The 20,269-nt window shown below is 70.9% G+C and carries 17 protein-coding genes and 1 pseudogene; 8 read left to right on the forward strand and 10 right to left on the reverse strand.

Annotated elements, in window-relative coordinates:
• Nucleotides 1-198 precede the first annotated feature (198 nt).
• From IE277_RS14620 to uppS, 3 genes are read left to right on the forward strand one after another with little or no spacing between them, the layout of a single operon-like run.
• Nucleotides 199-777, forward strand: coding sequence for a DUF6230 family protein (locus IE277_RS14620; RefSeq protein WP_189952359.1), 579 nt, complete (start codon nt 199-201; stop codon nt 775-777).
• Complete coding sequence (locus tag IE277_RS14625; protein WP_189952361.1) at nt 774-1,166, forward strand: DUF6114 domain-containing protein; 393 nt, start codon at nt 774-776, stop codon at nt 1,164-1,166. The genes IE277_RS14620 and IE277_RS14625 overlap by 4 nt, the downstream gene beginning before the upstream one ends.
• A gap of 1 nt (nt 1,167) precedes the next feature.
• Nucleotides 1,168-3,045: a polyprenyl diphosphate synthase gene (uppS, locus tag IE277_RS14630; protein WP_189952362.1), complete on the forward strand. Its 1,878-nt coding sequence runs from the start codon at nt 1,168-1,170 to the stop codon at nt 3,043-3,045.
• Nucleotides 3,046-3,048: 3 nt separating this feature from the next.
• On the opposite strand, the gene IE277_RS47150 is transcribed toward uppS, so the two are convergent.
• Nucleotides 3,049-3,207: a hypothetical protein gene (locus IE277_RS47150; RefSeq protein ID WP_229881447.1), complete on the reverse strand. Its 159-nt coding sequence runs from the start codon at nt 3,205-3,207 to the stop codon at nt 3,049-3,051.
• Between the two features lie 7 nt (nt 3,208-3,214).
• On the opposite strand from IE277_RS47150, the pseudogene IE277_RS14640 reads away from it, so the two are divergent.
• Nucleotides 3,215-3,376: pseudogene (locus tag IE277_RS14640) on the forward strand (substrate-binding domain-containing protein); the annotation flags it as partial.
• A 19-nt stretch (nt 3,377-3,395) separates the two neighbouring features.
• On the opposite strand, the gene IE277_RS14645 reads toward IE277_RS14640, so the two are convergent.
• The 7 genes from IE277_RS14645 to IE277_RS14675 all read right to left on the reverse strand — a co-directional run bounded on the left by IE277_RS14645 (nt 3,396) and on the right by IE277_RS14675 (nt 11,225).
• Nucleotides 3,396-4,091 carry a response regulator transcription factor gene (locus IE277_RS14645; protein WP_189952586.1) on the reverse strand — a complete coding sequence of 232 codons (696 nt, stop codon included), beginning with the start codon at nt 4,089-4,091 and terminating at the stop codon, nt 3,396-3,398.
• 799 nt (nt 4,092-4,890) lie between these two features.
• Complete coding sequence (locus tag IE277_RS14650) at nt 4,891-5,742, reverse strand: LysR family transcriptional regulator (RefSeq protein ID WP_189952364.1); 852 nt, start codon at nt 5,740-5,742, stop codon at nt 4,891-4,893.
• A gap of 84 nt (nt 5,743-5,826) precedes the next feature.
• Nucleotides 5,827-6,081 carry a hexameric tyrosine-coordinated heme protein gene (locus IE277_RS14655; RefSeq protein WP_189952366.1) on the reverse strand — a complete coding sequence of 85 codons (255 nt, stop codon included), beginning with the start codon at nt 6,079-6,081 and terminating at the stop codon, nt 5,827-5,829.
• Nucleotides 6,082-6,156: 75 nt separating this feature from the next.
• On the reverse strand, nt 6,157-6,771 hold the full coding sequence (locus tag IE277_RS14660) for a sarcosine oxidase subunit gamma (protein WP_189952368.1): 615 nt from the start codon (nt 6,769-6,771) through the stop codon (nt 6,157-6,159).
• Entirely contained in the window at nt 6,761-9,631 is a 2,871-nt protein-coding gene (locus IE277_RS14665; protein WP_189952369.1) for a 2Fe-2S iron-sulfur cluster-binding protein, read from the reverse strand. The genes IE277_RS14660 and IE277_RS14665 overlap by 11 nt, the downstream gene beginning before the upstream one ends.
• Nucleotides 9,628-9,954 carry a sarcosine oxidase subunit delta gene (locus tag IE277_RS50095; RefSeq protein ID WP_189952371.1) on the reverse strand — a complete coding sequence of 109 codons (327 nt, stop codon included), beginning with the start codon at nt 9,952-9,954 and terminating at the stop codon, nt 9,628-9,630. Before IE277_RS50095 ends, IE277_RS14665 begins: the two co-directional genes overlap by 4 nt.
• A 26-nt stretch (nt 9,955-9,980) precedes the next feature.
• Nucleotides 9,981-11,225, reverse strand: coding sequence for a sarcosine oxidase subunit beta family protein (locus IE277_RS14675; protein WP_189952373.1), 1,245 nt, complete (start codon nt 11,223-11,225; stop codon nt 9,981-9,983).
• Between the two features lie 144 nt (nt 11,226-11,369).
• Here IE277_RS14675 and IE277_RS14680 point away from each other — a divergent pair, with 144 nt between their 5' ends.
• The 4 genes from IE277_RS14680 (at nt 11,370) to IE277_RS14695 (ending at nt 16,813) form a co-directional block, all read left to right on the forward strand.
• Complete coding sequence (locus IE277_RS14680; protein ID WP_189952374.1) at nt 11,370-12,023, forward strand: GntR family transcriptional regulator; 654 nt, start codon at nt 11,370-11,372, stop codon at nt 12,021-12,023.
• Nucleotides 12,024-12,290: 267 nt separating this feature from the next.
• Nucleotides 12,291-13,118 (forward strand): FAD binding domain-containing protein, encoded by an 828-nt coding sequence (locus IE277_RS14685; protein ID WP_189952376.1) that lies wholly within the window; start codon nt 12,291-12,293, stop codon nt 13,116-13,118.
• Complete coding sequence (locus tag IE277_RS14690; RefSeq protein ID WP_189952379.1) at nt 13,115-15,832, forward strand: molybdopterin-dependent oxidoreductase; 2,718 nt, start codon at nt 13,115-13,117, stop codon at nt 15,830-15,832. The genes IE277_RS14685 and IE277_RS14690 overlap by 4 nt, the downstream gene beginning before the upstream one ends.
• A 6-nt stretch (nt 15,833-15,838) precedes the next feature.
• Nucleotides 15,839-16,813, forward strand: coding sequence for an antibiotic biosynthesis monooxygenase (locus tag IE277_RS14695; protein WP_189952381.1), 975 nt, complete (start codon nt 15,839-15,841; stop codon nt 16,811-16,813).
• Nucleotides 16,814-16,845: 32 nt separating this feature from the next.
• On the opposite strand, the gene IE277_RS14700 is transcribed toward IE277_RS14695, so the two are convergent.
• Entirely contained in the window at nt 16,846-17,184 is a 339-nt protein-coding gene (locus IE277_RS14700; RefSeq protein WP_189952383.1) for a hypothetical protein, read from the reverse strand.
• Nucleotides 17,185-17,341: 157 nt separating this feature from the next.
• Nucleotides 17,342-20,164 (reverse strand): eCIS core domain-containing protein, encoded by a 2,823-nt coding sequence (locus IE277_RS14705; protein WP_189952385.1) that lies wholly within the window; start codon nt 20,162-20,164, stop codon nt 17,342-17,344.
• Between the last annotated feature and the right edge of the window lie 105 nt (nt 20,165-20,269).

A 20,269-nucleotide genomic window follows, 5' to 3' on the forward strand; every position in this document is an offset into this window, starting at 1 on the left:
ACACCCATGGCACCCGATTGCCCACGGCGCCGCGGCCGTGGGCTCCGTCGTCGTACGAGCGCGGGCGGCGGTGTCCGCGCCGGCAGACCGAGCCGGACGCGGCAACCGGACACCGGGTCGTATCAGCCGATGGTGGGTTTGGCGGTACTTCGGTCCGCAACGGTCGTTGGGACGGTCGTGATCGACAACAGTCTTGCTGTGACAGACGGCGGCCGGACGAGCCCGCTGCGGTTCGCCCTGGCCATGGTTCCCCTGCTCGGGGGTGCCGGTGTCCTGCTGGCCGGGAGTGCGGCGGGGGCCGTCTCGGTGGCGTTCGCCGGGGAGGTCCCGGTCACGGTGCACGCCGCCCGAGTGTCCGCCTCGGGTGTGTCGGCCTCCCCGGCCGGCTCCGGCCACGGGGGACTGCTGCCGGCGCTGGCCACGCGGGCGGAGCACGCCACGGTGGAGGACGCCTGTGTCACCTCCACCGCGCACCTCCCGGTCGTCGGAGCCGTCACGGCCGTCGTACATATCGAGCGGGCCTCCGCGTCCGGCCTGACGGTGCAGGCGGGCAAGGCCACGGCCCGGTCGGTGAAACTCTCCGGCGCGAGGTTCACCACCCCACGGGTGGCCCTGGACCAGCCCACGGGCCTGTTCACCGTCGGCGCGAAGAACGTCAGCGCCGGCACGGTGACCACGCAGCCGAACGCCTTCACCGCCGGGACGATCACATCCCGGGGCGTCACCATCGACCTGCGCGAGGGCACGGCCGGCTGCGAGCGGGGAGCGGCCCGGTGACCACGGTGATGCCGGCCGGCCGGCGGTCGCGATGGAGGGGGTGGCGCCAGGGGCGGCCGTTCGTGGCCGGGCTGCTGCTGGGGCTCGGCGGGCTGGAGCTGATCTGCGTCTCCTGGGCCGGGCTGGGCTTCCTGCGGTTCACCGGCACCGCGGGGGCCGCCTCGTGGGCCCTGGGCGCCCTGATCGTCGTCACCGGCATGACGACGTGGCACAACCCGGCCCTGCGCTTCTTCTCCGGTGTCCTGGCCGCCGTGCTGTCCCTGGTCAGTCTGGTCGCCGCCAACCTCGGCGGCCTGCTGCTGGGCTTCCTGCTCACCGCCGTCGGCAGCGCACTGACACTGGCCTGGGTCCCCCCGCAGACACCTTCGAGCCCACACGAGGAGCACTGAGGTGAGGCCGCTGACCATGCCCCCCAGCCATGTCTACCGGCGCAGTGGTATCCACGACGCCTCCCTGCGCCGCGGCTACGAGGCATGCCGCCGCGCCACTCAGGCGACCGACGAGGTCGAGTACGCCGTCTCCCTGCTGCTGCCACCGCCGCTGCGGACCGCGGTCTGGGCCCTGTGGGGCGCCGTCCGGGCCGTGGACGACCTGGCCGACGCACCCGGAGCCGCCGAGGGAACCGGCCCAGGGCGAGCTGCACGGCTGGAGGCATGGATCTCGGCGTTCGACGCGGACCTGCGCGCGGGCCGGGGCAGCGACCCGGTACGGCAGGCGCTGATCCACACCATGCTGACCTGGAACCTGCCGCCGGGATGTCTGCACACGCTGTTCGAGGAGCTGCGCCAGGACGTCCACGGCCGGCAGTTCGCCACCTGGCAGGAGTGGCGGCGCTACAGCAGCCTGGTCAACACCCCGATCGCGTTCTGCGCGGGCTCACTGCTGATGCGGACCGCGGGCCTGTCCGCCGATCCGGAGACGATCGCCACGAGCGTGCCGGACGTGGCGCCGGCGTGGCAGACTGCCGTCGATGCGATCTTCCTCACCGACGCCCTCGTCGACCTCTCCGACGACCTGGGCCGCGGCCATGTACCGCTGCCGCAGGAAGCCCTGGACGAGGTCGGCGTGCACCGGGCGGACCTGCTGGCCCGGCGCACCACCCCGGCGTTCGAGGAACTGGTACGCCGTCTGACCGACCGCGCCCGACACCGGCTGGACCACACCCCGCTCCCACCCGCGCTGCACCCGGCCGTCGCGGTCGCGCTCGGCACCTACACCGACCTGTACCGGCTCCGCCTCAAGGCCGCCGCCGACACCCCCGCCGCCCTGCTGCACCGCCGCCCGGCCCTGCCGCGAAACGCCCGGCTGCGCCTGCTGCTGCCCGCCCGCACGAAGGCCGCACTGGCCTGGGCTCTGTTCCCCTTCCCCGTCCAGCCCTGCCCGCCGCCCCCGCCCCCGGCGGCCGGCGCGCCCGAAGGACCCGACCGGGCCAAGGAGACAGACGCGCGCACCGCTCGGCACCGCGCGATCACCCCTCCGCCTCCCCACCCGTCCGGCGCCCGCCCGCCCCGGCTCCCGCCCGAAGCCATGCCGCGCCATGTCGCGATCGTCATGGACGGCAACGGCCGCTGGGCCACCGCCCGCGGCCTGCCCCGCACCGACGGCCACCGTGCGGGTACCGACGCACTCATCGACGTCGTCCACGGCGCCCTGGAGATCGGCCTCACACACCTGACCGTGTACGCGTTCTCCACGGAGAACTGGAAACGCCCCGCCGACGAACTGCACACGCTGATGTACGAAATCCCCAAGGCCATGCGCCGCGTCGTGGACGAGACACTGGACGTCCGCCTGCGCTGGGCCGGACTCCGCTCCCGCCTGCCGGCCGACGTCATCGAGCAACTCCTCCAGAACGAGCAGGCCACCCGCGATCGCACCGGACTGGTCCTGACCGCGTGCGTGAACTACGGCGGCCGCGCCGAGATCACAGCAGCCGCAGCGAGACTCGCCCGGGAAGCGGCCGCCGGAAGGACCGACCCCGCCTCGGTCTCCGAGCACACCTTCGCCCGCTTCCTGCACGTCCCCGAACTACCCGACGTCGACCTGCTGCTGCGCACCGGCGGCGATCAGCGCACCTCCAACTTCCTTCCCTGGCAGGCCACTTACGCCGAACTTCTGTTTCTCGGCACCCCGTGGCCCGAGGCCGACCGCCGCACCCTGTGGGACGCGATCGAACAGTACGCCCGCCGTACCCGCCGCTACGGATCCGTCCCCCGCGTCCCCGCCCAGCCCGCCTCGCTGAGCGGACAGGGGGCGCCGAGGACCTGACCCTCACCCGTGCCACGCGTGCGCCGCCCCACCGGGCAGGGTCACAGGGCTGCCGCTGCGCTCCGTCCAGCAGGGGACGTCGTTGCCGAGGCCGACGGCGGCGAACTTCCAGGCGGGGTTCTCGGGCCAGGCGTTGCACCAGAAGCCGTAACCGGCGGGCACCTTGCCCTCCTTCAACGACCAGTGCGCCATCGGTGTCCTGGCCGCGCTCGCCCGCGCCGGTGTCGCCGTACCGGGCCAGGTGTCCGTGGCCGGCTATGACGACGACACGCTCTCCCGGCTGAGCTGCTTCAATCTCGCCACCGTCAGCCGGAGTGCCCGGGAACAGGCCGAACCTGTCTGACGCTGTCTCAGGGATCCGGCTGCGCGTACCCGTTCTGCCAGGCCCAGGCGGCGATCTCGACCCGGTTCCGGGCGGCGAGCCTCAGCTGGACGCTGGACAGGTGGGTCTTGACGGTGGAGAGCGAGACATAGAGTTCGGCGGCGATCTCGGCGTTGGTGCGGCCGAGGGCCACCAGCCGGACCACGTCGAGTTCACGCCCGGTGAGCGGTTCCGGGGGTGGCGCGGGCCGGGGTGCCGGGGCGGGCTGGGTGCCGGTGGTGAGATGTCTGAGCAGCCGTACGGTGACGGACGGCGAGATGAGCGAGTCTCCCGCCGCGGCGGCGCGGACCGCTTCGGCGAGGAGGGTCGGTCCGGAGTCCTTGAGCAGGAAACCGCAGGCGCCGCCGCGCAGTGCGCCGTAGACGTACTCGTCGAGGTCGAAGGTGGTGACGACGACCACCCGCAGCGGGTCGACGACATCGGGTCCGGCGAGCAGCCGGGGCGCCTCCAGGCCGTCCAGCTTCGGCATCCGGATGTCCAGCAGGCAGACGTCCGGCCGTACCCGCCGGGCCAGCGCGACGGCCTCCTCGCCGTCGGCCACCTCCGCGACGACGGTGATGTCGGGCTGGGCGTCCAGGAAGAAGCGGAAGCCGGTGCGGACCATGTCCTGGTCGTCGGCGATCAGCACGCGGAGCGGCGCAGCGGGCGGGCTGGGGACGCTCATGGCCTGATCATGCCTCACCCGGGCCGCGGTTCGGCGGCCCGCCGCCGCGGTCGCGGCGACGGGCCGTCCGGCGGTGGTCAGTCGGCCGCTCGTGCCGCGTCGGCGGTCACCTTCCGCAGCAGTGGTCTGCTGCCACGGATCGCGCCCGGCACGGCGCACGCGCCGATGGCACACAGACGCCGAGCTGGATCGCACCGCCGGTGTCGAGGGTGGCACCGGCCGCCTTGTTGAGCTGGTAGGAGCCGTAGGCCCCCATGGCGGTGGTGCCACCGGCCAGCACGACCAGGGGAATGACGGTCTCCCGCACCCGCGCCCTGTCCAGGACCCCCAGGGGGGTGCCCGCCAGCCGCAGCAGGCCGTAGACGCGGCGACGGTCGAGGACGTTCCCGCGCCGAGCGGGGGCAGGGCGGTGACAGCGGCGTCGAGCTGTGCCTGACCGCCCTCGACGCGGGCGATGGCACCGGGGCCGCCGCCGAGGAGACCACCGGCGTCGTCGGTGCGGCCGACGGTGACGGTGACGGTGGCGGTCAGGCCCGCCCGGTGCAGCAGGGTGCGTGCCTCGGCGGCGGTGTGCCTCGCGTCGGCGGCATGAGCGGTGGGCACGGCGACCTGGCCGCGGTCCGGGGAGCCGTCGGCGCCGAGCAACCGGTCCCGCTCGGGGATCTCCAGCACGTCCACGAGTGCCCGGCGTGCCGCGTCGGCGATCTCCCTGATGTCCTCGGGACGGCGGCCGCGGATGAGATCGATGCGTACAAGTGGCATGACGCATGGATGCTCGGACACCCGGCCGAGGCGAGGGTCACTGCGCCGCCGTCTGTACGGCGGCCTCCAGGAATCGGCGGATCAGAGCCCGCTGCGCGTCGGGGAAGTGGACCAGGCTGACGGGGCTGGCCGGCGCGTCGGTGAGCGGGATGTAGCGGAGCGCCGGGTGCCGGGTACGGCGCTGCGCGACCTCCGGGACGATGCCGATGCCCCGGTTCGCGGCCACCGTCTCCAGCCACTCGTCGTAGTTCGACGTTTCGATGATCCGCTCCGGGCGCTGGTCCGCCGGCCACGACCAGGGGCCGGTGGTGCCGCTGACCGTGTTGACGACCAGGGGCCAGTGCCGGACGTCGGTCCAGTCCAGATGGCCGAGGCGGGCCAGATCGCAGTGCTCGGAGCATACGGCGATGCGCGGCTCGTCGAAGAGATGCAAGGTCCGCGCCCCTTTGGGCGCGTCGACGTCGCCCCGGACCACCGCGATGTCGAGCGCGCGCTGGCGCAACGCCTGGAGGGGGTCGTCGGTCCGGGTCAGGGCGACCGTCGCTCCCGTGCTCTCCTCGAAGCGGCTGACCGTCTGCTGCGTCCAGGGATCCGGCAGCAGCCAGCTGAAGCCGAGCCGCAGGGTGACACGGTGGTGTGCTACGGCGAGGGCCTGGTCCAGGGTCGCGAGGACGCGCTCGACGTGCACCAAGAACTCCGCACCGGTGTCGGTCAGTTCGACGTGCCGTGAGGAGCGGTCGAGCAGACGGACGCTCAGATTGCCCTCCAGCTGCGCGACCGTACGGCTCAGCGCCGGCTGGGTGATCAGCAGTTCCTCGGCTGCCCGGGAGAACGAGCGGTGGCGGGCCACGGACGCGAAGGCCCGAAGGTGACGGAATTCGACGTCCATGGTCATCGCGTCCCTCTGCAGCATTCATGCCTGCTGTGCATAGCGCCAGCTTAACCGGCATTTCCGTGCAGACATCCGGTGTGTTCAGGAACGCCAGTAGTTGTTCGCCGCCGCGATGGTCTGGAACTCCAGGGCCTCCACCTGACTCGCGCGCATGAGGCTTTCCGGGGTCGTGGCGTAGTTGGGGCGGCCGCCTTGGAGGACGTCCAGGCCGGGCTGGATGTTGTGGATGGTGTGGCGGGCCAGGGTGAGGGCCAGGGCTCGGCCCTCCTCGGGGGTGGCGGTCAGCAGGGAGTTGCCGGGGACCAGGACCATGCCTTCTTCGGGTACGCGTGCCATGGAGGAAGGGACTGCCCCTGCCCGCGATGCCGAAGACGCCCCCGAGGTTCGCCGCCATGGCCATCGCCACGGCCGTCACCTCCCGTCCCAGCCCCGACCGCCGGTGTCCGACCGGTATTCCGTGCAGGCGTCGAGCAGCCAGGTGGCCAGGTAGGAGGCGAAGGAGGAGCGGACCAGCAGCCGGACGCCGGACGGCTCTTCCTCACGTACCACGAGGGTGACCGGGGCCTGGGCCAGCAGGGTGGTCAGGCAGGAGCCGGCGGGTGTCACCCGCGGATCCAGATCGAGGGCACAGCCCTGGGCCAGTACCGTGCGGACGAGGGGCCCGGACAGGGCCAGCGTGGTGCGCTGTGCCGAGACATCGGTGACGGTGGCGAAGTCGTCACCGATGGCCGAGCGCAGCCGCGCGAGGAGGTCGTCCTGCCGGCCGTCAGGAGCGACCAGCAGCCATTCGTCCGGGCCCGTCCACAGCACCTCCACGTCGCCCGGCGACCCGGCGCGCAGGGGGCCCGGCAGGATGATGCCCAGGCAGTCCTCGACGGCCTTCGCCGCGGCGCTGCCGGGCTCCACGCGCAGCGTGAGCTGGGTCAGAAAGGGCAGCTCCCGCACCCGCAGTCCGGTCGGCAGCTGTGCGAAGCGGTCCTGCCACCCGGACAGCGGGCTGAAGCGCGCGGGTGTCTCAACCGTCACGGCGAGTTCCCTCCTTGTCGAAGAGCACAGGGTCGGTCACGGTCACCGGGACGGTCCGGCCGTCCAGCGGGACGTAGAGGGTCTCGCCGATGCGCCGGGTCCCCGAGCGCACCAGCGCCAGGGCGAACGTCCGCCGCAGGGCGTCGCTCCGGTAGCTGGAGGTGACGTGACCGAGCATGGGGACCGGTGGTTCCGGGATGCTGCTGGTGGCGATGATCTGGGCGCCTTCGGGGAGAAGGACCTGTTCGTCGGCCGGCAGCAGGGCCACCAGCTGCTTGCGGTCCTCGCGCCGGTTCTCCGCACGGGTGAAGGACCGCTTGCCGACGAAGTCCGGCTTCTTCTTCGACACGGCCCACGACATGCCCAGGTCCTGCGGGGTGACGGTGCCGTCGGTGTCCTGCCCGACGATGGGGTAGGCCTTCTCGGCGCGCAGGACGTGCATCGTCTCGGTGCCGTACGGGGTGATGCCGAATGCGCTGCCGGCCGTGTGGAGGGCCTTCCACACGGTGATGCCGTACCAGGCGGGTACGTTGATCTCGTAGGCGAGTTCGCCGGAGAAGCTGATACGGCACACGCGCGCGGGGACCCCGGCGACGGTGGTGTCCTGCCAGGACATGAAGGGGAAGGCGTCGTTGCCGACGTCCAGGCCCGGGGCCGCCAGGGCCAGCACGTCGCGGGAGCGGGGGCCGACCAGCGGGATCGTCACCCAGTGCTCGGTGACGGACGTGAGGTGCACGCGCAGGCCGGGCCACTCCGTCTGCAGCCACTCCTCCATCCATTCGAGGATCCCGGCCGCGTTGCCGGTGGTCGTGGTCAGCAGGAACTCCTCCTCGGCGACCCGGATCACGGTGCCGTCGTCGATGACCATGCCGTCGACGCCGCACATCACGCCGTACCGGATCCGGCCCACCTTGAGGGTGCTCATCAGGTTGGTGTAGAGCCGGTCCAGCAGGATGCCGGCGTCCGGCCCCCGCACGTTGATCTTGCCGAGCGTGGAGCCGTCCATCATCGCGACACCGGTGCGAGCAGCCCGGCACTCGCGCAGTACGGCCTCGTCCGTCGTCTCGCCCGCCCGGGGGTAGTACCAGGGGCGCTTCCACTGGCCGACGTCCTCGAACAGGGCGCCGTGCTCGACATGCCAGGGGTGCAGGGCGGTCACCCGCACCGGATCGAACAGTTCACCGCGGTTGCGGCCCGCGAGGGCGGCGAACGCGACCGGCACGGCGGGCGGACGGAAGCGGGTGGGGCCGAGGTCCGCGACGTCCACGCCCAGCGACTCGGCGACGATGCCCGAGGCCATCACGCCCGACGTACGGCCCTGGTCGTGAGCGGTGCCGATGGTGGTGTAGCGCTTGACGTGCTCCACCGACCGCAGGCCCGCCCCGGTCGCCCGCAGGACGTCGGAGACGGTCGCGTCGCGTTGCAGGTCGACGAACTGTTTCGAGCCGTCCTGGCCGTCGTGACCGTCCTGTGGGCTCGGGACCCGCCAGAGCACCCGGGTGGGTGCTCCGTCCGGGAGCGGGGCCGTGGTCGGTACGGCGATCGTCCCGCCCGTCCTGCCGAGGGCCGACAGAGCCTGCCGGGCGGCGTCCACGCCGTCGGCGAGGGCGCCGGACAGGGTGAACGCACCGCCGGCCGATCCCGCCGTGCGGACGCCGTCCGGTGCGTGCGCGGGGACGAAGGCGCCGATCCCGCCGTCGTAGCGCAGGGTGCCGCGGGCCTGGCTGAACAGGGCCACCGCGGGGTTCCAGCCGCCCGAGACCAGGAGCAGATCGCAGCCGATGCCCTGCCGCCCGCCGAGGCGTCCCTGGCGGAAGGGGGCGACGTGGGCACGCGTGACGCGTTCGATGCCGCTCGTGCCGGTGACGACATGGCCCGCGCGTATGCCGATGCCGCGTTCGGCGCAGGCGGTGCGCCAGTGCTCCGGCACCTCCTCGCGTGCGTCGATCACGGCGGCGATCCGTGTGCCCGCGCCGGCCAGTTCGAGTGCGGCAGGGTAGGCGCTGTCGTTCGTGGTGAACACGACGGCCTGCCGTCCGGGCAGTACGCCGAAGCGGTTGAGGTAGGTGCGGGCCGAGCCGGCCAGCATGATCCCGGGGCGGTCGTTGTTGTCGAAGGCGACCGGACGCTCGTGGGCGCCGGTGGCGTACACCACCTGCTGGGCGCGGATGCGCCAGATCCGCTGCCGCGAGACATGGGCGGGTGCCGCGGCACCGAGGTGGTCGGTGCGCTTCTCCAGGGCCAGGACGAGTCCGTCGTCGTAGTGGCCGAAGGCGGTGGTGCGTTGCAGTACCCGCACGTCCGCGCAGTCGTCGAGTTCCGCGAGGACGGTGCCGACCCATCGCGTCGCCGGTGCGCCGTCGATCCGTTCCTGGCTGCCGAGCAGCGACCCGCCCGGCTGCGGCAGTTCGTCGACGAGGATCACCCGGACTCCGGCCCGGGCGGCCGCCAGCGTGGTGGCCAGGCCCGCCGGGCCCGCGCCGACGACCAGCAGATCGCAGTGGGCGTGCATGGTGTCGTAGCGAGCGGTGTCCGGCTCGCCGCTCAGCCTGCCCCGGCCGGACAGACCCCGGGCGACGAGGCCGTCGTACAGCTCCACGGTGGTGGCCGTGAGCATGGGCTCGGGGAAGGGGGCTTCGATCTGCACGAGCGCGTTGGGCTCCTCGGCTCCGGCGGCCAGGACACCGCGCGGCCGGCCGTACCTGATGCTGTCGGCCACGTGGTGCACGCCGTTGGCCAGCAGGGCGGAGGCGAGGGTGTCGCCGGGGTGCCCGGTGTAGGCGGTGCCGTCGAAGGTGAAGGAGAGCGTGGTGTCCCGGTCGACGCGACCGTGGCCCGGCGCGCGGAAGGGGGTGTTCATCGGCCGGCCTCCTGGCCCTCGGCATGCTGTGCGGCGGGTGCGGTGCCCGTCCGGGAAGGGCGCTCGGCCCGGTTGTCGTGGACCGAGAGGAACTCGTGGGTGACGGTGTCGCGCAGGGCGTTGAACCAGCGCCGGCAGCCGGCCGAGTGCACCCACCGTTCGGCGAACGGGCCCTTGGGGTTGTCGCGGAAGAAGACGTACTGGGCCCACTGTTCGTCATCGAGTGCGTAAGGGTCGTCGGGGTAGGCGATGTGTGCCTGCCCGCCGTAGTGGAATTCGATCTCCTCGCGCTCACCGCACCAGGGGCAGGCTATGAGCTGCATGTCGGTCTCCTCGGCCAGGGCGGTGGTCAGTGCGCGACGGCGGCCGCGCCGTGCTCGTCGACCAGGGCGCCGGTGGTGAAACGAGCGAGGGTGAAGGGCGCGTTGTAGGGGTGTGGTCCGCCGGTGGCGACGGTGTGCGCGAAGCACCAGCCGACGCCCGGGGTGGCCTTGAAACCGCCGGTGCCCCAGCCGCAGTTGAGGTAGAGGTCCTCGACGGGGGTCAGGCCGACGATGGGGGAGGCGTCCGGGGTGACGTCGACGATGCCGGCCCAGGTGCGCAGCATGTGGGCGCGGGCGAAGACGGGGAAGAGTTCCAGGGCGGCGGCCATCTGGCGCTCCAGGATGTGGAAGGCGCCGCGCTGTCCGTAGCCGTTGTAGCTGTCGATGCCGGCGCCCATGACGAGTTCGCCCTTGTGGGCCTGGGAGACATACACGTGCACGGCGTTCGACATCACCACGGTCGGGTGCACGGGTTCGAGGAGCTCCGAGACCAGGGCCTGCAGCGGGTGGCTCTGCAGGGGCAGCCGCAGACCGGCCAGGGCGGCCAGCACGGAGGAGTGCCCGGCGGCCGCCAGCGCGACCTTCCCGGCCGCGATGGGGCCGCGGGTGGTCCGCACGCCTCGTACCCGGCCGTCGACGATGTCGAGGCCGGTGACCTCGCAGTCCTGGATCAGGTCGATGCCGTACGCGTCGGCCTTCCGGGCGAAGCCCCAGGCGACGTAGTCGTGCTTGGCGATGCCCGCGCGCGGCTGGTAGGTGGCGCCGAGCACGGGATAGCGCACGTCCGGTGAGATGTTGACGATGGGACAGACCTTGGCGACCTCGTCCGGCTCCAGCCACTCGGCGTCGATGCCGTTGAGCTGGTTGGCGTGGACGCGCCGCTTGCTGTCGCGGATGTCCTGGAGGCTGTGGGCGAGGTTGAGCACGCCACGCTGGCTGAACAGGATGGGGTATTCGAGGTCCTCTTCGAGGGTCTCCCAGAGCTTGAGGGAGTGCTCGTAGATGCCGGAGCTCTCGTCCCAGAGGTAGTTGGAGCGGATGATGGTCGTGTTGCGGGCCATGTTGCCGCCCGCGAGCCAGCCCTTCTCCAGGACCGCGACATTGGTGATGCCGTGGTTCTTGGCCAGGTAGTAGGCCGTGGCCAGGCCGTGTCCGCCGCCGCCGACGATGACGACGTCGTACGACGGTTTGGGGTCGGGGTTGCGCCACAGGAAGTCGGGATGGTCGGGCAGGACGTCGCCGGGGTGGGGGTCGGGGACGTGGGCAGTCATGAGAGCTCCCTGGAGACCGACTGAAGGGCAACTGGAGATGACTGTGCTGGCAGCTGATGATCGACTGAAGTGAGACTGATATATCAATCTGCTGTTGCGCTACGCTAAGAGGACGGATCGGCTCGCGTCAAGGGAGGGTTTCGCGTGGCTGCGTCGACCGTCGCCGGTCAGGGCGATGGAACGCTGGCGGATCAGGCCTACCGCTCCATCTCGGACCGCCTGGTGACCCTCCGGATCCGCCCCGGAGAGCCCATCAACGACGAGCGGATCGCCGCCGAACTCGGCTTCGGGCGCACTCCGGTCCGAGAGGCCCTCAAGCGACTGGAACACGAGCGGCTCATCGTCGCCTACCCCCGGCGCGGAACCTTCGCCACCGAGGTGCAGATCGCCGATCTCGGACACATCTCGGAAGTCCGCAGACAACTGGAGCCGCTCGCCGCGAGCCTGGCCGCGCGCCGCGCCGGCGAGGGCGACCGCGACGCCCTCGACCGGCTGCCGGCACTGCTGGCGGACGCGTCCGGCAGCGGCACGGACCTGATCCGGCTCGACATGACCGTGCACCGCGCGATCTACGCCGCGACCCGCAATCCCTACCTCGAAGACACGCTGATCAGGTACGACAACCTGGCCACGCGGATCTGGTGCCTGTTCCTCGACCGGCTGCCGGGCCTGGCGGGTCACGTCCATGAGCACGGGACTCTGCTGCGCGCCATCATCGACGGCGACGAGGAGAAGGCCGCAGCTCTCGCCACGGCACACGTGGAGGGCTTCGAGGCGGCGATCCGCTCGGTCATCTGACCTGCGCCCCGTTCCGAGTCTCGGCCCTGCGTCGAGACTGTCCGGGGCCGAGCGGCTACGTGCAGTCGTCCTCGGTCGGATCCCCGTCCGCATGCTGCGCTAGGGTGGTGGAACAGAAGTGTCTGTGCCCGCCGGTCTCCCGTGGCTCAGCCGCCCCGAACGGTGTGGCGCGGCGGCTGGCATCTGCTCGGTCCGCGGGAAATCAACAGCGCCGGTGCCACGGGACAGTCGGCTCCCGTAGGCCCGTTCTCCCGTAGGTCGGTTCTCATGGACCTCAACACCATCACCGAAGTAGTCCGGCGACCGTCCGAGCGGCCCAGCGCGGACTGGCACGAGGGCGACGCCTGGCTCGCAGGCGGAACATGGCTCTATTCCACGGAGCAGCCGGACCTGCGAAGGCTGATCGACCTGACGGCGCTGCGCTGGGAGCCTCTTGTCCCGACGGGCGACGGTCTGGAGATCAGCGCCACCTGCACCATTCGCGACCTGTACGCCTTTCCCCGGCCGCAGGGCTGGACCGCCGCACATCTCTTCCGTACCAGCTGCGAGGCGTTCCTGTCCTCGTTCAAGGTCTGGAACGCGGCGACCGTCGGCGGAAACATCTGCATGTCCCTGCCGGCCGGCCCGATGATCACGCTGACGGTCGCGCTGGAGGCGCGCTACGAACTATGGGCACCCGACGGCTCCGTACGCTTCGTCGACGCCCTCGATTTCGTCACGGGCGATCACCGCAACGTCCTCGCCCCCGGGGAGATCCTGCGGCGCGTCACCGTTCCGGAGCACGCGCTGCGCAAACGCACCGCGCACCGTCGCTTCTCGCTGACCCGGCTCGGCCGTTCGACGGTGTTCCTCGTCGGCACGCAACGTCTGGGCGCCGATGACCTGCTGCTGACCGTCACCGCCGGCACCACGCGGCCGGTCCGCATCGCCTTCGACTCCCTGCCCGATGCCCGGACGTTGCGGCGGAGCATCGACGCCGTACCGGCCGACGTATGGTTCGCCGACCCCAATGGGACCCCTGACCACCGTCGCCATCTGACCCGGCACTTCGCCGAAGAGATCCGCCGCGAACTCACGGCTGGGGACCTGGCATGAACTACATCGTGAACGGCAAGGAATTCGACCGGGAGCCGGCCCCCGGTCAGTGCCTGCGCACCTTCCTGCGCGAACTCGGCCACTTCGGCGTCAAGAAGGGCTGTGACGCGGGCGACTGCGGCGCCTGCACGGTGTGGCTGGACGGCACACCGGTCCACAGCTGCATCACCCCCGCGTTCCGCGCGGACGGCCGTGACGTGACCACGATCGAGGGCCTTGGACGGCCCGGCGCCCCGCATCCCATGCAGCGGCAGTTCGAGGACGCCCCGGGTTTCCAGTGCGGATTCTGCACCGCAGGGATGATCATGACGTCGGCGACCTTCACCGAGGACCAGAAGGCGGATCTGCCCCGGGCGTTGAAGGGGAACCTCTGCCGCTGCACCGGATACCGGGCGATCGAGGACGCCGTGAAGGGCGTCAGAGCGGTGGAGACGGCGGCGCCGGGCAAGGCCGTCGGGGCGAGTGTCGGCGCGCCCGCGGGCCACGACGTGGTGACGGGGCACGCCGAGTTCACCATGGACACACACATCGACGGCATGCTGCACCTCAAGGTGCTGCACTCACCGCACGCGCACGCCCGGATCCGCTCGGTCGACAAGAGCGCCGCCCTCGCGGTGCCCGGCGTGCAGCGGGTCTACACCTGGGAGGACGTACCCCGGAAACGTTTCAACACGGCGATCCACACCGACCACCTGGTCGACCCGGACGACACCTTCATCCTCGACGACATGGTCCGCTTCGCCGGCCAGCGCGTCGCCGCGGTCCTGGCCGACACGGTCGGGGCGGCCGAGGAGGGATGCCGGCGGCTCGTCGTCGAGTACGAGGTGCTGCCGGCGGTGTTCGACCCCGAGGCCGCGATGGCCGACGGCGCACCCCAGCTGCACGGCTGCGACGATCCGTTCGTCCGCGACCCCGTCCACAACATCCTCGTCGAACTCCACTCGCACATCGGCGACGTCGACGCGGGATTCGCCGCGGCCGACGTCATCCACGAAGGCACGTACTTCTCACCACGGGTGCAGCACGCGCATCTGGAGACCCACGGCGCGATCGCCTGGATGGAGGACGGCCGGCTGAACGTCCGCACCAGTTCGCAGTCACCGTCGATCGCGAAGGTCAAACTGGAGTACCTGTTCGCGCTGCGCCCGGACCGGGTGAGGGTGTTCTGCAAACGTGTGGGCGGCGGATTCGGCGGCAAGCAGGAGGTGATCGCGGAGGACCTGGTCGCGCTGGCCACCCTGGACACCGGGCGGCCCAGCTGCCTGGAGTACACCCGTGAGGAGGAGTTCACCACGGCCTCACCGCGGCATCCGATGACCCTGACGGTCAAGCTCGGCGCGAAGGCCGACGGAACGCTCACCGCGTTCCAGGTGCGCAACGTGTCCAACACCGGCGCCTACGGCAACCACGGCGGCGAAACGGTGTACGCGGGCGGAGCCGCCGTCATGATCTACCGCTGCCCCAACAAGAGGTACGACGCGTACTCCGTCTACACGAACACAGTGCCGAGCGGGGCGCTGCGCGGCTACGGGATGACACAGCCGGCGTTCGCCGTGGAGTCGGCGATGGACGAACTGGCCCGCGCCCTGCACCTCGGCCCGCTCGAACTGCGCCGACGCAATATCGTGCGGCCGGGTGAGCCCCTGGTCGCCCTGCACGACGGCCCCGACGACGTGATCTTCACCGAGGACGGACTCGCCCCGTGCATCGACCTGGTGGGCAAGGCCCTGGCCCGTACGGCAGGCCGGCCGCCGCCGGGCCCCGAGTGGCTCGTCGGAGTCGGTGTGGCGAGTTCCCTGCACGAGACCGCGCCCCCGACGGAACACCTCTCCGAGGCCTGGGTCACGCTGGGCGACGACCTCCTCTACGAACTGGCCGTCGGTACCGTCGAGTTCGGCGAGGGAACTTCCACGGCCCATGTCCAGATCGCCGCCGACCAGCTGGGCACGACGCCCTCGCGGATCCGCCTGGTGCAGTCCGACACCGATCGCACGGGATTCGACACCGGTGCCTTCGCCAGCGCGGGCCTCTTCGTGGCGGGCAACGCCGTACTGCGGGCGGCGGGCGCCGTGCGCGACCGCATCCTGGAATTCGCCGCGGCGCACACGGGCGTCCACGTCGTGATGTGCACGATGGACGACGACGGTGTCGTCTGCGGGGACCGGCGGGTGTCGCTGGCCGAGCTCGTCGCGCTGGCACGGGCGCGTGGCATCCGCTTCACCGCCGCGCGCAAGGCATACGGCTCGCCCCGGAGCGTCACCTCCAACACACAGGGGTTCCGGGTCGCCGTACACCGCGTGACAGGTGAGATCCGGATCCTGTACAGCGTGCAGGCGGCGGACGCGGGAGTGATCATCAACCCGGCGCAGGTCCGGGGGCAGATCGAGGGCGGTGTCGCCCAGGGCATCGGCTTCGCCCTGACCGAGAACCACCACCTCGACGACAGCGGCGTCATGGTCAACCCGAACTTCCGGAACTACCGCATCCCCACCTACGCCGACATTCCCCGAACCGAGGTCCTCCTGGTGGGCTCGGCGGATTCGGTCGGGCCCATGCGGGCGAAGGGGATGGCCGAGTGCTGTATCAACCCGGTGGCCCCCGCGCTCGCGAACGCGGTGCATGACGCCACGGGCGTCCGCTACCGGGCGTTGCCGCTGACTCCGGAACGCGTTTACGGCCGACTCCCCGCGGAGCAGTCGGTGTCGACAGGCTGAGTCACCATGAACACCGAAAAGAACGTAGCCGCCGCGGCGACGGCGATCATCGGCCAGCGGGTCCTGCCCGGCATGGAGCGGGAGTTCGAGACATGGCAGGAGGACCTCAACGCCGCGGCCGCCTACTACCCCGGTTTCCTCGGCGCCGAGATCTCCCCGCCGACCCCGCTGCAAACCGACTGGGTCGTGGTGTACCGGTTCGACTCGGTGGCGCATCTGCAGGCGTGGATCAACAGCGCCACCAGGCAGACGTATCTCGACGTCGGTGCCAGGTACTTCGACGGTCCGGCCACCCAGCAGGTGGTCAGCAGCGGCACCCATTCACTGGATCCGCTGGTCACCGTGGTGGTCACCCACCGCGTCCTGCCGAACCAGGTCGCCGACTTCCTCGCCTGGCAGCACCGCCTGGTCCAGGAGGAGAGCAAGTTCGAGGGGTTTCGCGGAACCGAGCTCTTCCGGCCCGTCGAGGGGCTGCAGGAGGAATGGACCACGCTGTACCGCTACGACAGCGCCGAGCACCTCGACGCCTGGCTGACCTCGCCCGAGAGGCAGGAGATCCTGGCCGAGGGCGAGAAGTTCAGCGACTTCCACCTGCATACGATCGACAACTCGTTCGGCAGCTGGTTCGCCTTCGAGGGCAACGGCAAGGAGGCACCGCCGCCGCCCTCCGAGACCAGAACCTCCCTCGCCATCTGGGTCGGTCTGTATCCGACCGTCGTGCTGCTGACGCTCGCCCTGTCCCCGCTGCACATGCCGCTCTGGATCGGGCTGCTCGTGGGCAACCTGCTGTCGAGTTTCCTCATGAGCTTCCTGACCATGCCCTACTACGTGAACCCGCTGCTCGGGCGATGGCTGCGGCCGGCGCCGGACGAACCGGCGGCCCGGAGCAACCTCCGGGGCCTCGGTGTCGTCGCCGTGGCGATGGCCTTCTGGGCCGTCGTCTTCTACCTCGTCACGGTCCGGTTCTGGACACTGCCCTGACCGGCGGCCGCCCGGAGATCATCATCGGTGCGTCACTGGATGGTCCAGCCCACGCTGCCGACCCCCGAGCTGTAGAACGCGCAGTTGCCGTTGGACTCACCGTACTGTCCCGGGTCCAGCGTCACCCAGTTGCCGGAGACGTCCGGGGCCCAGCCGCAGACGATCTCGGCGCGGAACGTGATGGCGTGGTCGGTGTTGTTCGTGCAGCCCGCGATGCCGACGTCCGGATCGTTGTTGTGCACCCAGCCCTGGCAGTCGACGGTCCCCGGCGTGGCGGCCTGCGCCGGAACCGCCGCACCGGCGACGGTGAGGCCCACGGCGGAGACCGCGGCGGCCAGGCCGGCCGCAAGGATGCGCTTCCTGCTGTGCATGGTGTACCCCCGTGAGGTCGAGTCACTGTCCTGTCTTCCTGCGACCAGTGAAGGGCACCGGGGTCCCGGCGTGAACCTGGGACATCTCAGGGTGTATCGGCACCAACCGGCCCTCGGAGTCGGTGAACAGGACATCGATGCGGGGCCCGCCCTCGTCTCACGTCTCCTCCGCGATGACATGTTCGTACCAGTCGGTGCCTCCGTTGGCCGGCAGGTGTCCGGGGTCATGCCGCCATTCGCTCGCGGTCACCCGGAAGCTCGCGCCGGGCAGGAGCAGCACCTCGTCCTCCGATCCCTGGTACTTGTGGAACGGATCGATGTCCCGGCCGTACTTGCCGTTGAGGGTCAGCTCCAGCAGGATCCGGTGCCTGGCGACTCCGTCCACCTTCTGGCGGCGCATGAAGTCGAGGCCCACGTCCTCCTTGCGACTGGTGCTGTCGAACGACGTGGTGAAGATCGCCCCCGGCCGGTAGTTCAGCGCCGCGTACTTGCCGTACCTGCTGTAGCCCTCGACGCCGCCGAGGTTCCAGTCACCCCGGTAGACCTTGCCCGTGACACCGGGCAGCCGGGTCATCGCGTCCATCGTCATGTCGGCGTGCGCCTTCAGTTCCTCGAACAGGATCGGGGCGATCTCGTCGATCCTGCGGTCGATGATCGCGAGCGCGTTCGTCCTGGCCGGCCCGTCCGGCCCCTGGGCCGCCGCCAGCTGCGGTTCGATCACCGGATCCTCGTCGATGGTGACCAGCGACTCGTGGTCCGGGTCCCGCGCTGCGTTCCTGAGCTGCTTGATGATCTCCCGGAGCGAGAAGAACTCGGCGGTGGCGACCGCCGGGACGTTGCCGCTGCCGAACGGGGCGTACCCCTCGGGCAGCAGCCGGCTGCGCACCGCCGCGTTGATCATCTGGTGGGCGCCGCCGGTGTAGGTCATCAGAGCGGTCGCGTGAGCGAGCTTGAACTTCTTGGCGAGGCCGGCGGTGGAGGCGTTGCCGTTGTCGGCCTTCCACTTGGCCAGCGGGGAACCGGCCGCGTCGCCGGCGAGGAACTCCTGGTACTTGTCGTTCGCGTCGGCGACCCCGTCGGGTCCGGGCTCCATGAAGCCGCTCGCGCGCGGATCCTGGACCCGGGGCCGGCCCGCCTCGGCGAGATACATCAGCTCGTGCGGGAACTGCCCGTCCACACACACGTGCTGACGCAGCTCCTCCTCGGTGAAGGGCGCGATGTTCTGGTACATCAGCGCGGCACCCTTGGCCGACCGCAGCACCGACTCCTTGGGCCCCTTCACCCCGGCCACCCATGAGCCGCGGAGGATCTCGTAGAGCGAGTGGTCCCAGGACGGCAGCATCCAGCCCATCAGCGCCATCCGGAAGTCGAACGGGCTCACACCGTCCACGTTCAGCCACTGGAAGGTCTTGAGCATCCGCGTCGTGGTGCCCGACATGCCCGCGACCATCGGGATACCGCGGGAGGCGTTCGCCTTGGCCCAGCCGGACTCCTGGTTGATCTCGTAGTAGGCGCTGCCCTCGATCCACGGGAGCTTGTCGTGGGGACCGGGCCGGCCCGCGAAGGCCAGCTCCCGGGCGCTGAGCGGGGCGCCGGCGTTCCTGTACATCTCGGGGGTCTTGCGCTTGTCGTCCCGGTCGGCGTCGCTCCGCTTCACCCGGGGACCCTGACTGTTGATCATCTCGGCGGTGTCACCGAGGAAGTACTCGCTGTCCGACTGCCAGATCAGGTTGCCGAGCGCATAGGGGTCCTTCGCGTAGTTGTAGCCGACCTTCGTCCCGCTCAGGGCGGTGCCGGCGACCGTACGGCCCCAGCTGTTGAGGAAGTCCGAGTGTTTCTTGACCTCCTCCTTGTTCATGCCGAGCGTCGCCGCGTACTGCGGTTTGGGCCCGATGACGTTGTTCAGGACGGCTTTGAGGGAGAGTTTGTCCTCGGCACCGGGCTGTGTGGTGTTGTAGTAGGCGGCGTTGTAGACGGCCGTCATCAGCTCGCGGACGTTGCCCTCTTTGGTGAAGAAGTTGTTGATCTCGGCTGTGGTGAGCTTCTCGCCCACCTGGCCGCCGCTGGTCCTGTCGTCGGTGAAGAAGGACTTGTTGGCCTTCGCGGTGTCCTTGCGCTCCGCCTTGGCGTACTCCGTCAGCAGCCGTTTGAGCCGGGCGACGGTCCTGCGGGCCGCCGTCAGGGACTTCGGATGTGCGAAGGCGTATCCGCCCAGGCGCTGCTCGAACGTCTCGGCCGCCTGCTGCCAGCCGGTTCTGGCGTAGTACTCCGCGTGCTCGAAGGGCACGTCACCGTCGCCGTAGCGTTGTACGACGCCCCGGTCGGCGTTCTGCCCACCGGTGCTGCGCTGCACATCAGGGCCGGCGGCCGGAGCCGGACCGGTGAGCACCCGGCGGGCGTTGGCCTCCGCGGCGCGTTCGAAGCGGTCGGACGGGTCGGAGATCCTGAGCCCGTCGCCGTGGTCGGTGCCCGCGACCGGGCCCTGGCGCTGCTGGATGACATGGGTCAGCTCATGGGCCAGTGTGTGCCGGTCGCCGCCGCCGTCACCGATGACGACATGGCTGCCGGAGGTGTAGGCCCGGGCGCCGATCTCGGCCGCGGAGCGCCGGGCGGCGGGCCCGGTGTGCAGCCGTACGTCGGAGAAGTCGGCGCCGAGCCGGGCCTCCATGTCCGAGCGGACGGTGTCGTCGAGCGGCCGGCCCGGGCCGCGCAGCACGTCGGGGACCGACGAGCGCTGCACGCCGGCCGTGGCCGGTGCGGCCGTACGCTGTACCGTCGTGTCGTGCCCGTGTCCGGCGTCGTGTCCGGGGTGCGCGTCCTCGATCATCCGCTGTACCGCGCGGTTGCCCGCGGAGCGTTGCAGCGCGGCGATGTGGTCCGGCGACAGACGGTGGGGCGAACTCGCCTGCTGGGACCGCGTGTTGGGCGCGGTCGTCGATGTCTTCTCGGCCGGTTGCGGCTGCGGGTCACGAGCGCGCACGAAGGCCCGCCTTTCTGCTCGGAGGCGGTGTGGCTCCCACGTTCCCGAGCCGCCGCCGTCGCAGGGATGTCACCCGCTCACCCTAGGAACCGGCCGGCCGGAGCG

Source organism: Streptomyces alanosinicus (genome assembly GCF_014650595.1).
GTDB classification, from domain to species: Bacteria; Actinomycetota; Actinomycetes; order Streptomycetales; family Streptomycetaceae; genus Streptomyces; species Streptomyces alanosinicus.